Consider the following 14,695-nt stretch of genomic DNA (forward strand, 5'->3'; position numbering starts at 1 on the left):
CTAAGGGGTAGTACATGCAAGTGACGATGCGAATCGAGAGATATGCGGATCAAGGAAGATGCGTAGGTCATCTTGACGGGCGCGTTGTATTCGTGCGATTTGCGCTGCCTGGTGAGCTGGTTGTTGTGCGCATGGATGAGCCGATGCGTGCAAAAGCGCACTTTTTCACCGGTGAAGTTGTAGAAGTTTTGGAGCCTAGTGCGGATCGCGTGGAGCCGCAATGGAAACTCGCTGGTCCTTTGGCTCAGGGTGGCGGAGTTGGCGGCGCGGATTTAATTCACGTTTCTTTGCCTGGGCAGATTCGTTGGAAGGCGTCCGTGATTGCAAATCAATTCCAGCGTTTAGCGCATATGGATGTTGAAGAAGGCGATGTTAACGTTGAGCGCATGCCGGGGGATGAGGAGCTTAACGGATTTAATTGGCGCACGCGCATGGAGCTGGTGGCGGATGATGAAGGCCGATTGTCTATGCGTAAGCGCGAGTCGCATGATCGCATTGCGATTGATACTATGCCACTTGCATCCCGCGCTGTTTTAGCAGTTGCGGATTCTTTGGATTTGTGGAATCGAGAATTTGAGCCAAATTCGCAAATTCGTCTTGCTGTTCCAGAGCCTAGGGTTGAGGGTTTGGATTTTGGTGTTTCGGGTGACAAGACTGCGCTTCTTGATGCGATTGGCGAAAATTATGCGCTTATAGTAAATGATGAGCTGATTGCAGGCTCGGCTTTGTTGCGAGAGCGCGTGCGAGTTGCGGTTGATGGTGATTCATCGCGTATGCGTACTTTTGATTATGATGTTGACGCGCGCGGTTTTTGGCAGATTCATCGCGCAGCTCCAGAGCATTTGGTGGGCTACGTTTTGGGATTAGTCCGTTCTGCGCTTGGTGGGCGTAGTAAGAATACGGTTTTGTGGGATTTGTATTCTGGATCTGGTTTGTTTACGATTCCGCTTTCGACTTTGGCTAATGTTGGCGGAGATTTATCTAGTTCTGCTGGCGCTTTTGGTGCTGCTGAACCAGCTCGCGTGCTTAGCATTGAGGGTGCGCCGATTGCTGTAAAGAATGCAAGGCGAAATATTGGGCGCGCGGGTCTTAGCAGGGATGTTGTTGAAGCGCTTGAAGGTGATGTTGCGCAAACGCTTGAATCGCAGGTGTTTAAGGCGAGTAAGTCGTCTAAGATTGTGCGACGCTTTGCGCATCCTGATGTTGTTGTGTTAGATCCTCCGCGCGCTGGTGCTAAAGCTCAAGTTTGTAAGCAGATTGCGAAGTCTGGAGCAAGAAGCGTTGTGTATGTTGCTTGCGATCCGACTAGTCTTGCTCGCGATGTTGGCACGTTTAAGGAGCTTGGCTACAGCGTTCAGTCTTTGCGCGCGTTCGACATATATCCCAACACTCATCACGTCGAGAGTGTTGTATTGATGTCTAGGGCTTAATAGGTGGGTGCATTTTTGCCCTTATGTAGCAGGGGTTTGCGAGGGCTATCGTTAAAAGGTTTAGTGTGTGGCGGCTTTAGGCTGGGTTCTTGCGGTTTTTGAGTGTGTTTTGGCTGTATGAGGGAACATGTCTACGTTCTAGGGTCGAGTGCACAAGATGGATAACGTTAAAAAGTGCACCCACCTTGCACCCAGCTGGTGAAGTGGGGATATACAGTATTACAAGCATAATATAGTAAGAAATAATATGATGTTCTAAATCAAAGTTTCAGAGTACAGAGCAATAGTTTCAGAGTTCAAAAGCAAAGCTTCATTGTATACAACACGTAATGAAGCTAGATTTCAAATTATCATGTGAAGAATCATGGAAGATATTATCTGAAATCATAAAATCATCACCTTCAAACCTTGTATATTTTAAAACCCGCGCGACTAATCAGCTAAATCCGCTAATTTAGGAGACTTAGTAGGCTCATGGTCTTGCAATCTAAAGCTCGAATTAATGCGAGGCTGAGATTATGTGAAATTGCAGGTAAGCCAGTAGGTGATTTACATCCAGTTTGCAATGGTATTAGTGAACTGCGTTTCGCTTTTGGACCAGGATATCGTGTGTATTTTGCACAAAAAGGCTCAAAGTTAATGCTATTACTTGCTGGTGGGGATAAAAGTAGTCAAAGTAAAGATATTAAGCAAGCGAAGATACTTCTTGCACAGTTAATTGAGGAGAAGAAATGGTAAATATAAGTAAATGGGATGCGAGTGAGTATCTTGAGGACGATGATGATGTTATTGCATATCTCAATGCTGCAGCAGAACTTAACGATCCTCGCTTGTTGCAAGCTGCTATAGGTGATATTGCAAAAGCTCGAGGAATGAAAGAGATTGCTCAAAAAGCTGAGGTTGGTAGGGAAAGCCTTTATAAAAGCCTAAGACGAGATGGCAATCCTAGCTTTCAAACTATTGCGAAGGTTGTTCAAGCGTTAGGTGGACGCATTGCAATAGAACCAGCAAATGCGTGACACACACAGTTATCGTGGCAAAAATCGCAAATCTAGCAAAATCTGCCACGATAACGTGCGTCCTGTTTACAGCGTCATGCAACAATTACAATGACTGAATTGTAAGGCGTAAGACTAGAATTACATACATTTTTAATACATTTAGTATATTAAATATATTTAGTTGATATTTGAAACAAAATGGCACTTATAGCAACAGAACAACAATTCCATATACATAAAACATCGTTTTATGATTTTATTGACATCCATATAAATTCAATAGTAGAATTTCTAATGTGTTGTTTAGTTGCACCGTAAAGATGCATGCAACTAGCGCTTTGCTAGTTTCTTTTATCAGTACGGTTGCTGATCATCATGGTTAATTAGGAGAGAAGATAAGATGAAAATTTGTTATAAAATGATAGCTACATGCTTTGCCTGTCTACTGATTGCTAATGGATTAGTAAATGTAGCATATGCCGATAATAATTCTGGCGTTACAACTCAAGAAAGTAGTTTTGTAAAAGTACGAAATTATATAGCATTCCAAGGTGAGCGTTTCAGATTACTAGATACATTCCAAGACCCAAATTCAGCAAAGCAAAACTTTTTATCTAAACATTTTAGTGTTATCAACAAGGCTAAGAAAAGTTATTCATTGCCTGAATTAACTGAAAAAACAGCAACAATTTATAAAAGCATTCTTTCACAAGAGGATGAAAAAAATACATTGAGAACAGACGCGACAGAATCTGTTGAATTTTTAGATTGGTATGAAAATAGATCTGAGAATGATGCAATACTTGCTGAACTTGAAAAAATAAATAAACAAATTTCTAATGGATTTCTATCTAAAGAAGAAGGCATAGAAAACGCTTATCTACTTTTGCCAACATTACCAGAAAATCATAATGATAAACCATATTACGCAGACCGTAGTTTAGGGATTAATGTTTCTGCCGCGAAAAAATATGCTGCAAAATATGCTGTAAAACCTAATCCAAAATACGGTTATAAAAAAAGAGGCTGGTGGATTTGGGAACGCGATGAAGATTGCACAAATTTTGCTTCTCAAATTTTGTACGCCGGTGGCGTATCAATGGATATGTATAATAATCCATCTAAAGGTTGGTGGTGGAAGGCACAGAATGACACTTCTATCTCTTGGGTTAATGCTAATACTTTCAAAAATTATATGGGAAGTGGCTACAATACAAAGCATTGGAAACAGCTTGTTCATTCTGTTGCTGACGGTGATTTTATCGGCGTTGATTATAACCAAGATGGAGAAGTTGATCATATCGGTTTCGTGTATCAAAAAGGTCGCGATGGTTTGAAGATTGCACAACATTCCACGAATTATTTAGCGTGGGATGGTGGATGGCCAAAACATGACGGAAAAGCTATTTATTATAGAGTACGTCGATAAATAGTAAAATTTTGTAACATTTTCATTTAAGAAGAATGTAAATAATGAATTTGCTAAAGAATATTTGTAAACGCAAGTGTGCGTGGTTATTGTTTATTCCACTTGACACTATATGCCTACTTACTCTGGCATATAGATATTTTATTAACACATCGAATGGGTATGTTTTATATGACGGTCTTGCATGGACTAGTGTAGTAAGTCTTGTATTGTTGGTTTGCGTTATTGCATTTTGTCGCGAGCGCAAACGCTGGATAATGTCAATAACACTAGTAGCGCTTTTCGTTATATCTACGCTTATTTGCATGTATGCGCAATCATTAGCAGAGCTATTACAAGTTCCTATGGTAAATTATGCATATTATCCCGGCTCTGAAGTAAATACAGTTCTTATATGCCTGAATTTTTGCGTACATAGTGTATTGGTTATGCTTCTTGCATTTAATAGTTATAAGACTTTCATCGAGAAAGAACAATCAGAAAATAGTGCATCTTGCAATATTGTTCCCGAGGAGAAAAAATTTAAAAATATTCATTCTTTCTGTGCAAAATATTTGTGGATTATTTTAGTAGTGATTGATGCTATAAGTATTGTATTACTTCTTCGATTTTGGTTTACAGGATTGCATGATGCAGTTAATTCAACATTGTATAAGGCAGTACAATTGTCTGGATTTTATGTGCCAATTTGCTTTGCAATTGCTGTGTTATCTTTGCGCAAAGATTCAATGCGATGGAAAGCATTAATACCTATTGTAATTATTATTTTTGATACATTAGGTACATTGCTATGGTCAAGTGATACAGAACTATTGTATGGGTATTCAATCAATCCATACCCTGGACCTCATATTTTCACTCTTGTTACTACGTGGAATTTCTACCTAATCACTTGTACAGCTTTTGCTTTAATGTTGCACAAATATAAGGAAAATGTACGATTAAAATCAGTTGATAGCGTTCAAAATAAAAAAGATTAGATGCTGATTCAATCTGCGCAATAATCGCGATTGTGCCTTGCAATTATTGTGCGGATTGAATTGAAGCCTCTTGGCGAGCAACATCAAGCGCTTTATTGAATGCGTCGCTAGTCCAACTTGCTCCAGCAACAACTGAAATATGCAAATCTTTCAACGGCTTTCCAACTATTTTACCTGGAATAGCGCCAGCAAAAGCATTCATGTGCTTTTTTGAAATCGGCGTAAACGGATGAGGAGTCATTTGCACATCGCTAATATTCCCATTTGCGACGCTTAAGCGCACATCAAAACTATCTTCTGCAACCGGACCATACGTAGCTTTGATTTTGTAATCGCCATCTTTGTAATTGCCAGTATCGGTTTTAGACTGGTTTTTAGAATCCCCAGAATCTTCACTTTGCGCAGAAGACTGAGATTGCTGAGCGCCAGCATCGTACTTCCCTGAAGGATTACCGCCATCATCCGCGCTTTGACCAGAATTGTCAGCGAACTCATCGTTCATAGGAACAGCTTTTGGCTCTCCACAAGCGGACAACATAGCAGATGATGCAGCTATAACAGCAAGCGCAGCAACAGTTTTGCAACTTTTTTGGATTCGACATCCTTCAGGGTGGATGCCCTATATCTAGCGACTGGCTAGGATTTCGACTCCAATTTCCCTTTTTTCAAAGGTAAGATACAGAACAAGAGAATAGTTTGAACTTAGACCAGCTTTGGGCTCTTTTAGTTTCATCATGGTTTTGAGTGATGCAGACTCAACGACGTATTCTTTGATCGCAAGTGTATCGCTTACCTCACTTCGGTCACATAAATCTAATATTGTCAGAAAGACGGGTGCATATATTATGCGAGTTCAGATAATCCAGAACTGCTAAGTTCGAGCCATCTTGTGATTGAGAGGCTCTCTAAAAAGTCGCGATCATGACTTATTACTAGCAGAGCGCCTTCAAACTGCGACAGCAAATCTCTCACCTCACGGAGGCTTTGAATATCTAGACTATTAGTAGGTTCATCTAAAACAATGAGTTGTTTTGGTGGGGTAGCTAGTAGGAGCTTCGCGAGTGAAAGTCTAAACTGCTCGCCACCCGAGAGTTCAGATACAAGGCTGTCAGGCGTTGCGCTGCTAAAATCAAGCCGAGCAATGACAGCGAATACTCGTTGCCGTTCAAGGTTGGGTATCCCTTGCACAAGCTCGTCCCAGATCGTTTTTGAGTGATCAAGATGTAGTGAGTTCTGAGAGAGAATACCAATACTTTCAAGATCAGGGGTCAAAGGTTCTGCCCAAGCCGGACCAGAGCACCTCAAGGAGCTATTGTTAATGCTTGCTATGAGGCGCGACTTTCCAACACCGTTAGCACCAACAAGTGCAACGCGATCGTCACCACCGATAATGGTTTGCCAGCCAGTGCATGAAGACAAACATATAATCTGACGCCTACTGCCCTCTTGATCTGACAGCAAACCGTCGAGACGCATAGTATGTTCTTTTTCGATGTTATTTTTTGCGGCCAATTCGGTCTCAGCGGCATCTTGGCGTTTCTCTGTTAACTGTGATCGTTGTCTGCTTAAGGTACCCTCAGACTTACTTTTGAGACCGTTCATAGACATTTTAGAGCCGCGCTTCTGAATCGATGCACGTTGATTACCGTTCCTACGAATTGATTGCCGTTGCTCTAATTCTCTAAGAGAACTTTTCAGCCTTTTTACCTCTTTTCGCGCTTTGTTAAGCTCGTGAGTGGCCTCAGCTCGCCTATTCTTTACATGGTTCAAGTAATCAGCGAAGGATCCATCTATCTGAGTCAATCTACCATCACGGATTTCCCAAATCTTGTCAAAGCAATCCATGATATTTCGATCATGTGTTGCCACGATAAGGGTGTATTTAAAGTCGGCAATAAAGCGCACCAGCCGCTCTCTTCCAGCGAAATCAAGGTTATTCGATGGTTCATCAAGCAAACAGATTCTCGGCTTGGCAATCTGAGCTCGCGCTAACCCCAAGTTCGCGAACTCACCACCAGAGATTTCTGAGATCAACCGTGAATACTCTAGTTGTGGGAACCATTCTTCTTTAACAGACTCAAGCAGGCTCGCAAGTTCCCATTTATCACTTAAATACGCTAAGTCCTCCTCATTATAATTACCTTCCTCAAGTCTTTCGGAAGACCTCAAGAACCACTCAACACCAAGAAACTCGGCAACCGTGCGATTATCATCAGGGCTACGATTCTGTGCCATGAAATACGGTGCGGATCCTAGGACTACGGAGCCATGAGATGGAGAAATCGTGCCTGCGATGATACGCAAGAGCGTTGACTTGCCACTTCCATTATCACCGACAACTGCGATACGTGTATTAGAAACATGGCTTGAGATGTCGTTCAATACGAGCACATCTCCATCAAAACTGTGACTCACGCCATTCAAACGTACAGCACTCTGATCCATATTCTTACCTCACAGAGAAATAATAAAGATGAATTAAGGTCGTGCTATTAAGGAAAAGCGCATCGGACTTTCTGTAACATGCTCACAGTCTGTGAAACCCGCAGCTAGAACAAGTGACCGAACATCTTCAGGTTCTCTGACCCGTCCTTGAACAGCACAAGCTAGCGCCAGTTTGCCTATAGCATCAACATGTGATGAAGAAGAAAATCTGATCGCCTCGGAGATAACCAAGTTCGCCCTAGATTGGCGAATCGATCGAAGAATATTTCTTAGTATTTTTGTACAACAGTCATCATCCCAATCAGCTAAAATCGAATCCAACAGAACGACATCTACGCTCGGAAGACTGTCGTGGAAAAAGTCCAGTGGCATAAACTCAATGGTTTTATTGGCTTCAATTCCGTATATTTAGTTTTTACCTGTCTATTTAGTTTTTACTGTTTTTATCCGTTTCATTCTTACTTGAATGAGATTTTATGTGTGTTATTAAATCTCTTAGGAACGAAATTGCTGGTAATGCCAATGGCGTCCATGACCATTGGTTATTTGTAATAAGGAAAGCTATTAGTCCAGAAAGCAAGCATAAAACAAATAGTACAGCGCTTATCCATGTATTTCTTTTAGATGTTTCTATTTCTGCTTTAACAAGTTTGTCTTGTCGTTTAGACTCATCGACCGTAAAAGCATCTGCCTGATTAAGTATTCTTTCTTGTACATTCGTTGGGTACAAATTAAAACTTTCTGGATCTGGCAGTATTCCGCTCCATTCGTCGCTATAACCTAGAGTCTTGAGTGCAAATATAAGTGAAGCAGCTTGTTTTTCTTCAAAGGTAGTTGAATCTATTGTTTCGTTAATGTCATTTGACGTAATTCCGTCGACACTCCCAGCAGTATTCGAGTCATTCTTCGATTCATGATTTGTTTTTGAGCGTTCTTCATTGACGCCTGGCGATATTGTTCCAGCTTCTGAGTCTGATTCGCGCTCGGAATCGTCGGCATAATTGAAATCATTTTTCACAAACTCCTACCTTTTGCTAGTGCGGTTTGATTCTCAAATGAGAATTTAATAGTTTACGCAATATAAAACAGTCTACACAATATAATGAAACTATTTTACATTATTGTTTATTGCTTAGCTAGTGTATAACAAGATTGTTTTTGATTAAAGCAGTAATGTTTATTGAGTTATAAAAGTGATTGTGTTTTTGTTTTAACATTTTTATCTCTGGTTTGTGTTGGCGTTGGTTGCGTATGCGTGTGTGTTTTGAGTGTTGAGTGTGTTGCTTTCGGTTTTGTTTGCTACTAGGGACATTCAAAACCGAAAGCTTTTTGTTTTTCACTCTTTTTGTTTTGAACTGTTTTAGTCTATGATCCCTGTTTTTTTGTAGTGTTTTTGTTGTTTTGTATTATTATTTGTTGTTTTTTGGCCAAGGGTATAGTGTTATCAAATTTGTCAAATAAGCTATTGGATTTGTGTAGTTTGTAGTGAATTATTTAAGTTTGGTAGCGATTTGAAGGTAGTTATGTAAGTTTGCATGTAAGCCTGCGTGTAAGTAGTTATGTAGTCTTGCATGCAAGTTTGCATTGTTTGGAGAGAGTTTTAGGGGAGAGCTGGTTGCTGTGAAGTCAATATTTAGTAAGAATAATATTTTTATTCGCATGAGATCTATTAGTCCGGCATTGCGATGGGCTCTGGTTGGCTTATGTTTTTCTATGCTCGGCAATCAAGCGTATGAAGGATCGGTTTTGCCTATACTCGCGCTGATTTTTACCGCCGGTCTTCTTGTTGTTTTGCCGCAGCTACCAAACACGAGCTACGCTACAGACTAGGGATGTAGTTGTGATTTTGAGTATTCTAATTGTAGTCTATTTGCATAATTTAGTATTTGGGGGGGGGATAACCCTATTCCTATTTGTTACAAGTAAAACTGAGAACACCTTATACATTTTATATATTATCAAAAATAACAACAACAATTGTATGGCAAAAAATTATGGAATAAGATGAGTACTAAACCTAATGATAGGTCTTTTATATATTGTAATTACAAAGGAGAATTTCTATGAAATGTCATATTTTTAAGTCTATTGCTGTAGTTGTTGCAGCATTATCAACCTGTATTTCTCTGGTATCAACTGCTCAAGCTAGTGAGATAGTGGATAATGGACCAAGTGTTGTAGAAAGTAATGTCAGTGATGCGAATATAGATAATTATGCTAAGCGTCTTGAAATTATTTTTTCAAGGTATCTCAAGTTTAATAAAATTAATAAAAAATGGACTATAACACAAGCAGGGGAGTTTTCTCATGTTCCGAAAGAAGTGCTTGAGAATTTAATTCATAAGCTCAATGCAAATGCATCTGTTGATAAGATTTCGTCTAATGATAATCATGCAGTGCGTTCGAAGGATTATGCTAAATGTGTACTTGAAACTACTGGTCTAAGCAGCCTTATTGGAATATTTCATGGTGCTTTAACAAAGTTACTTGAAAATCAGCTTTGGAAGCAAGCTGCTATGTATATTTTAAAGGCAGTTGGTCCAGCCGCATTTAGAGGTGGAGCTGTGGCCCTAGCTGCAAGTTTAGCAGCTTCTGCTATTTGGTGTGCGACTCCGTGGAGTAAGTGAGGAGAATATTCTTATGTACAAGGTTCTTATGTTCGTGCTGAAGTTGGTTCTGTTTACAGCTGTGAATTTTATGTTCCTTTACTTGTCGATGGTGGTATTCGGCCATGATTTTGGTGTGATGTTCAAAACGTATGGGAATGCGCTCGGTCCGCTTATGTTCATGCTTGCTTTGATGACAACGATGTCGTTGCCTAATGAAGGAACCATTTTTGAGGATAAGCGGCAAAAAAGTGTGTCTAAAAACCCGAGTTATCGTTGAAATACCACGGAAAACTCGCTGTTATTAAGCTAAAAAAGCTTAACATTCAGCATTACTTGACATTGAAAACAAAAGGGGCTTAAAAGATAATCGTGCTATTACTGCATAAAATACTTAAGAAATTATCATAAGCCCCTTTTCGGCCTATAGACCTTCTTTTTAGTTTTAATGCAATAAATTTAATATTCCTAATTTTATTTTCAAAAATCACTAGATTGGTTTTATATATTTTTTGAAATAAAAACTATTCTATACAAAGCTTAAAATGCACTCATCTAATCATCCCTTGAATCATCTCACGTGCTACGAAGCATCATCAGAAGATGACTGGACGAACGAGTAGGTATTGAAGAAAGCCAACCAAGCTTGTGTTGGCTTCGCCTTGTCGCTGCCATCATTGCGTTGAACCGCACCATCAGATGCGGCAATTAACCAACCGAGCAAAGCGTCTAAAGCAGCAATGATCTACTAATACTGTGACATTTTGACATTCAAAGAAGTTTGTGTATAATATATAATTGTGTTGTTGTAATTAATTCAAAGGAGTAATATTATGAAACACAAATCCACAGTAAAAATGTGTGCATTTTGCCTATTGTTTACAATTGGAATATTTCCATCAATGGCATCCGCATCCCCGCCTCACAGTGAAGACTTTCTTGCCAATCAAGAAACTGCAACTAATACTGTTAAGTTCCAAGGGAAGACTTTATATTTATTAGATACCTATGTCAATGGCGATGCTGCCAAGGCTAAATATGTTGCTCTCTACGCGAGTGACCTCAGAGCTGCTCAAACCAAATATTCTCTACCAGAACTAACCGTCGACACAGCATCTATGTACAAACAGATTATTATTACTGAAGTTTTGGATGGCCGTCCAGATTTACAACCATTGGTTCAATTTCTTGATGTTTATGAAAACCCTAAAGAGAACTCACAAATTATCGAACAGTTAGATGCGTTCAATCTTAAGATTTCCGAAGGTGAGCTTTCTAAAGACGATGGTATTGCTCTCGCAAAAATGTGGATTCCAACCAAGCCTAAAAATGGGAATGATAGACCAGTTTATGCTTTGCGAAATTCCGGTATCGACCTTAGTAAGGCTCGCGCTTATGCCGAGAAGTGGGCAACAGGGATTAATGGCAAATATGGTGAGGAAAAGAAATGGTATGGTGCCCCTGTTGACTGCACTAATTTTGCTTCGCAGATCCTACACGCCGGTGGTGTACCAATGGATACCTATAATGATCAAAATAAAGGATGGTGGTGGAAATCGAAGGGAGATCGCTCTACATCATGGGTGAATGCCAATGTTTTCAAAAACTACATGGGGTCTGGTTATAGCACAAAGCACTGGGATAGTTTCGTGTCTAATGTGCGTAGTGGAGATTTCATTGCTGTAGACTTCACAAGTGATGGGACTGTAGATCATGTGGGCTTCGTCCACACCAAGAGCGGTAGAAAGTTGCGGATTGCACAACATACCAACAACTACCTTAAATGGAATGGCGGATGGCCAGATTCAAATGGCAGAGGAACGTACTATCGTGTCCGCCGCTAAAGGTAATAGGCTACAGCTAATACCCCTAATAGCTGTGCTAGCAGGCCTAGGAATACTAGTTTATCGCTTCTGGTTGAACACCTCTGCTCTGTACGCTCCATTCTACGCTCTCATGGCGTGCGGGGTTGTTGGTGCGTTGATTCAGTTATTGGTTGCAATAACAACTACTTGTTTGTACCGCAGAAAAGTTATAGCTATCGTGGATGTGACAGTGATTATAATTACATTGTTGATTATTCTATTTGGCGATTATATAGCATGCAGTGTGCTGAAATTGCCTGTTGTTAGCTATGCTTGGAGCCCTGGAACGCAGATTAACACCGTTGCTACAATCTTGTCCGGTGCTGTGGTGACATTCCTAGCATTCTGGGAACAACGCAAAATAAAGTGACAGTAAAACCATATGAAAAATCTACAGTTAGGTATATTCTTGCGCATTCGATGACTAGTTTTTCTCATAAGGGAATGTAGTACCGATTGCTATATACCTGCCAGATTCTAGGCGAATAACCTTTGTGCTATTCGCCTAGATTTTTATATATTCTCATCACTGCGAGTGCTATTGCGTCTCATGAGATATAGGCCAAAAGGGGCTTAGGACAGTTTTTAGACATTTTGTGCAACTATAGCACGATGTTCCGTAATTGTCTTTCCATTAAGACCTGTTTTAATTCTGTGGTTGTTGTAAAAATCAATGTAAGTATGAATAGCTTTACGTAATTCTTCTGTACTATCCCAGTTAAGTGGATAATACATTTCTGTTTTCATTCGTCCAAAAAAGCCTTCACAGGCAGCATTATCTCAACTGTTTCCTTTTCTTGACATGGAGCGTGTAATACCAAGACCTTCTAATCTCTCAATCCACCTGCCACCTCTATAGTGATTTCCTCTATCGGTATGAATAGCTAAGCTTTTACATTCTGTAGTGTCGAGGGTAGATAAAGACCCTTCTAACATTTCATCTTCAAGACACTGATATGGGTGGTTTGAAAGAGCGTAAGAGACCACTTTACCATCAAAACAGTCAATCATAGGGCTTAAATAGAGTTTTGACTCTTTTGCTGAAAACTCAGTAATGTCTGTAAGCCAAATCTTATTAGGTGAATTTGCATGAAAATTATTATTAACGATGTTACTGCATGCGGGAGTAATTTCTCCTATGTAACTTGAATAGCGTCTTTTACGCCTGGCATATCTAATCTCAATTAACTCTTCTTTCATGAGCCGTCTTACTACTTTTTCAGATACTTTAATACCTTTAGTTCTCAACACTAACCATATTCTAGGAGAGTCATAAGTAAAGAAGTTTTCTTCTGCAATCTTGTGTATGCAACCTCGTATATGTGCGTATTTGTCAGTTTTTTTTTGAAGAGCCTTTTTAGCATAGTAATAACTTGAACGCTTTATCTGAAGTGTTTTAATCAGAAGCTCTAAAGGTAACACTAAAAGTAGTTAGGCCTATAACACTTTTTGCGGAGTGAGGATTTCTGATATTAATACGGTTGGGATTATATTAGATTTGTTGGGATTGTATTAAATACAGTTGGGACTTTATTAGCCACGGTTGGGACTCTATTAGAGCGTGGCTAATGCTCGTTTTGTTTTCTAAAACGAGTGTTGTTTAACGAGAAGGGGGGTGAAAACATTGTTAACGCTTAAACCTCAAAGCACGTAGCTTTCAAGGCAAGTGTGGTTTTTACATGTCAAACTGTTATAAAAACGAGATTATTCCACTCTTTTTTACACTCATGATACGGGTTTTAAGAAAGAGCGGGTAAATGTTATAAGAATTTTTGGAACAATTAACAAGATTGTGGTTAATGATTAATCAATAAGACACTACTAATAAACAGTTAAAGCCTGATTAGCTATAGGGCGATGAGATACGTCAATAGGATCCTCATGGTTTTTTCATGACTCCTATGAAGTACCTCTATTCTACTATGGCTGTTTTTCAGGTATTAGAGTCGGTACTTCATAAAGTATCGGCTCTTTTTTGTATGTGTCTTCACCCTACCGCTGCAGGCGGGAAGGGTGAGCATGAGGACTCGCAAAACTAATAGCAACGATCGAGCAACATATAAGTATACAAGTTGTGTTCGTAATGAAGATGGTAGTTATAGTGAAGAAACTATCGAAATCAAGCCGGGCGAAAATGGTGTCACTCAAGCGGATATTAAAATGCTTCACTCAATGGATGACAGTGAGGTTTACTACAACAATAAGAACCTGCGTCCAGGTAGAACTGCTGAAGAAAAAGCTGAGATTAGGGCGTGGAAAGAAGAATATATCCGGCGTTTTAATCTTAAGCACGGTTATGAGCCTAACAAGGATGATGTTGAGTATGCTGCTGAAGAGCATTTTCCACGTAACTATAATCTTTCGCTTGACTTCGATGCAGATGGTGAGCTTGAAGTAGATAAAAGTCATCTTGCTGAAGCTCTCAGTACTACTGATGATTATGGTTTTATTACCAACGATTATGGTTTTGAAATGTCAGAGAGAACAGAATCTATGCTTTCAGTGCTGACAGATAAGCAGAGTCAAGTAGTAAAACTGATGTTTGTTGAAGGATACACTCAATCAGAGATTGCGAGCATGCTTGGTATTTCGTCTGCTGGCGTGAAAAAGCATTTGGATAAGGCTCTCGAAAAGCTTAGAAAAACGCGTTAAAAAATTCTAGAAATTTTTTAGGAGGAGGTTAAAAACTCCTCCTTTTTCTTTGCCTGTGATGTGTAAGGAAGAAACCCCTTACAGAAAGGAGGCAAAACTCGTGAAACACAAGATCGTTATTAACGTCACCGGTGAAAACGGTGAGAAGAAACAGGTTCTACGTGGAGCTGTGATGCGATTACCTAAGCGTTTTATCCGCTGGCTGTTTGGTGATTACTCGCAAGTCTACCTATTAGATCCCGGAAAGAGCGTTCAGTCAGTTGATGTCAAAGAAGTTTAAGGAGGAA

Annotated in this window: 16 protein-coding genes and 2 pseudogenes; 12 read left to right on the forward strand and 6 right to left on the reverse strand. The window is 39.8% G+C overall.

Annotation, left to right across the window (positions count from 1 at the left end):
- The first annotated feature begins 14 nt into the window (after window positions 1-14).
- The 5 genes from BFS05_RS05255 to BFS05_RS05275 all read left to right on the forward strand — a co-directional run bounded on the left by BFS05_RS05255 (window position 15) and on the right by BFS05_RS05275 (window position 4,840).
- Window positions 15-1,430 carry a class I SAM-dependent RNA methyltransferase gene (locus BFS05_RS05255; RefSeq protein WP_103084938.1) on the forward strand — a complete coding sequence of 472 codons (1,416 nt, stop codon included), beginning with the start codon at window positions 15-17 and terminating at the stop codon, window positions 1,428-1,430.
- Between the two features lie 474 nt (window positions 1,431-1,904).
- Window positions 1,905-2,168 carry a type II toxin-antitoxin system RelE/ParE family toxin gene (locus tag BFS05_RS05260; protein WP_103014080.1) on the forward strand — a complete coding sequence of 88 codons (264 nt, stop codon included), beginning with the start codon at window positions 1,905-1,907 and terminating at the stop codon, window positions 2,166-2,168.
- Entirely contained in the window at window positions 2,162-2,449 is a 288-nt protein-coding gene (locus tag BFS05_RS05265) for an addiction module antidote protein (RefSeq protein ID WP_004109873.1), read from the forward strand. The genes BFS05_RS05260 and BFS05_RS05265 overlap by 7 nt, the downstream gene beginning before the upstream one ends.
- A 382-nt stretch (window positions 2,450-2,831) precedes the next feature.
- Window positions 2,832-3,860, forward strand: a complete 1,029-nt coding sequence (locus BFS05_RS05270; protein ID WP_103014079.1) for an amidase domain-containing protein — start codon at window positions 2,832-2,834, stop codon at window positions 3,858-3,860.
- 257 nt (window positions 3,861-4,117) lie between these two features.
- Window positions 4,118-4,840: a hypothetical protein gene (locus BFS05_RS05275; protein ID WP_103084939.1), complete on the forward strand. Its 723-nt coding sequence runs from the start codon at window positions 4,118-4,120 to the stop codon at window positions 4,838-4,840.
- A gap of 43 nt (window positions 4,841-4,883) precedes the next feature.
- Here BFS05_RS05275 and BFS05_RS05280 read toward each other — a convergent pair whose 3' ends face one another.
- From BFS05_RS05280 to BFS05_RS05295, 4 genes are all read right to left on the reverse strand, one after another.
- A complete protein-coding gene (locus BFS05_RS05280) occupies window positions 4,884-5,456 on the reverse strand; it encodes an FMN-binding protein (RefSeq protein ID WP_103014077.1) in 573 nt (190 codons plus the stop codon).
- Window positions 5,457-5,683: 227 nt separating this feature from the next.
- Window positions 5,684-7,285: an ATP-binding cassette domain-containing protein gene (locus BFS05_RS05285; protein WP_103014076.1), complete on the reverse strand. Its 1,602-nt coding sequence runs from the start codon at window positions 7,283-7,285 to the stop codon at window positions 5,684-5,686.
- A 33-nt stretch (window positions 7,286-7,318) separates the two neighbouring features.
- On the reverse strand, window positions 7,319-7,693 hold the full coding sequence (locus BFS05_RS07150) for a methyltransferase (protein WP_374703773.1): 375 nt from the start codon (window positions 7,691-7,693) through the stop codon (window positions 7,319-7,321).
- 19 nt (window positions 7,694-7,712) lie between these two features.
- Window positions 7,713-8,303 (reverse strand): hypothetical protein, encoded by a 591-nt coding sequence (locus BFS05_RS05295; protein ID WP_103014074.1) that lies wholly within the window; start codon window positions 8,301-8,303, stop codon window positions 7,713-7,715.
- Between the two features lie 602 nt (window positions 8,304-8,905).
- Here BFS05_RS05295 and BFS05_RS05300 point away from each other — a divergent pair.
- The 5 genes and pseudogenes from BFS05_RS05300 to BFS05_RS05320 form a co-directional block, all read left to right on the forward strand.
- A pseudogene (locus BFS05_RS05300) lies at window positions 8,906-9,052 on the forward strand (MFS transporter); the annotation flags it as partial.
- A 296-nt stretch (window positions 9,053-9,348) separates the two neighbouring features.
- Complete coding sequence (locus BFS05_RS05305; protein WP_103014073.1) at window positions 9,349-9,912, forward strand: hypothetical protein; 564 nt, start codon at window positions 9,349-9,351, stop codon at window positions 9,910-9,912.
- 13 nt (window positions 9,913-9,925) lie between these two features.
- On the forward strand, window positions 9,926-10,171 hold the full coding sequence (locus BFS05_RS05310; protein ID WP_004573997.1) for a hypothetical protein: 246 nt from the start codon (window positions 9,926-9,928) through the stop codon (window positions 10,169-10,171).
- 838 nt (window positions 10,172-11,009) lie between these two features.
- Window positions 11,010-11,735, forward strand: a complete 726-nt coding sequence (locus BFS05_RS05315; protein WP_158245255.1) for an amidase domain-containing protein — start codon at window positions 11,010-11,012, stop codon at window positions 11,733-11,735.
- The gene (locus tag BFS05_RS05320; protein ID WP_103014072.1) at window positions 11,701-12,126 is read left to right on the forward strand and encodes a hypothetical protein; all 426 of its coding nucleotides are present in this window, start codon (window positions 11,701-11,703) and stop codon (window positions 12,124-12,126) included. The genes BFS05_RS05315 and BFS05_RS05320 overlap by 35 nt, the downstream gene beginning before the upstream one ends.
- Before the next feature lie 215 nt (window positions 12,127-12,341).
- On the opposite strand, the pseudogene BFS05_RS07155 reads toward BFS05_RS05320, so the two are convergent.
- Both BFS05_RS07155 and BFS05_RS05330 read right to left on the reverse strand, forming a co-directional pair.
- Window positions 12,342-12,524: pseudogene (locus BFS05_RS07155) on the reverse strand (IS3 family transposase); the annotation flags it as partial.
- 12 nt (window positions 12,525-12,536) lie between these two features.
- Window positions 12,537-13,178 (reverse strand): IS3 family transposase, encoded by a 642-nt coding sequence (locus BFS05_RS05330; RefSeq protein WP_103084941.1) that lies wholly within the window; start codon window positions 13,176-13,178, stop codon window positions 12,537-12,539.
- Window positions 13,179-13,775: 597 nt separating this feature from the next.
- On the opposite strand from BFS05_RS05330, the gene BFS05_RS05335 reads away from it, so the two are divergent.
- Together BFS05_RS05335 and BFS05_RS05340 are read left to right on the forward strand one after the other, a co-directional pair.
- Entirely contained in the window at window positions 13,776-14,408 is a 633-nt protein-coding gene (locus BFS05_RS05335) for a sigma-70 family RNA polymerase sigma factor (RefSeq protein WP_103084942.1), read from the forward strand.
- Between the two features lie 100 nt (window positions 14,409-14,508).
- On the forward strand, window positions 14,509-14,688 hold the full coding sequence (locus tag BFS05_RS05340; protein ID WP_258004265.1) for a hypothetical protein: 180 nt from the start codon (window positions 14,509-14,511) through the stop codon (window positions 14,686-14,688).
- Window positions 14,689-14,695: the final 7 nt, after the last annotated feature.

This window comes from Gardnerella coleohominis (assembly GCF_002896555.1).
Taxonomy (GTDB): domain Bacteria; phylum Actinomycetota; class Actinomycetes; order Actinomycetales; family Bifidobacteriaceae; genus Bifidobacterium; species Bifidobacterium vaginale_F.

Bases quoted from the DNA above. Each gene is read 5' to 3' on its own strand.
- BFS05_RS05255 (WP_103084938.1), top strand. From the start codon at position 15: ATGCAAGTGACGATGCGAATCGAGAGATATGCGGATCAAGGAAGATGC.
- BFS05_RS05260 (WP_103014080.1), top strand. From the start codon at position 1,905: ATGGTCTTGCAATCTAAAGCTCGAATTAATGCGAGGCTGAGATTATGT.
- BFS05_RS05265 (WP_004109873.1), top strand. From the start codon at position 2,162: ATGGTAAATATAAGTAAATGGGATGCGAGTGAGTATCTTGAGGACGAT.
- BFS05_RS05270 (WP_103014079.1), top strand. From the start codon at position 2,832: ATGAAAATTTGTTATAAAATGATAGCTACATGCTTTGCCTGTCTACTG.
- BFS05_RS05275 (WP_103084939.1), top strand. From the start codon at position 4,118: ATGTCAATAACACTAGTAGCGCTTTTCGTTATATCTACGCTTATTTGC.
- BFS05_RS05285 (WP_103014076.1), bottom strand. From the start codon at position 7,285: ATGGATCAGAGTGCTGTACGTTTGAATGGCGTGAGTCACAGTTTTGAT.
- BFS05_RS05305 (WP_103014073.1), top strand. From the start codon at position 9,349: ATGAAATGTCATATTTTTAAGTCTATTGCTGTAGTTGTTGCAGCATTA.
- BFS05_RS05310 (WP_004573997.1), top strand. From the start codon at position 9,926: ATGTACAAGGTTCTTATGTTCGTGCTGAAGTTGGTTCTGTTTACAGCT.
- BFS05_RS05315 (WP_158245255.1), top strand. From the start codon at position 11,010: ATGTACAAACAGATTATTATTACTGAAGTTTTGGATGGCCGTCCAGAT.
- BFS05_RS05320 (WP_103014072.1), top strand. From the start codon at position 11,701: ATGGCAGAGGAACGTACTATCGTGTCCGCCGCTAAAGGTAATAGGCTA.
- BFS05_RS05335 (WP_103084942.1), top strand. From the start codon at position 13,776: ATGAGGACTCGCAAAACTAATAGCAACGATCGAGCAACATATAAGTAT.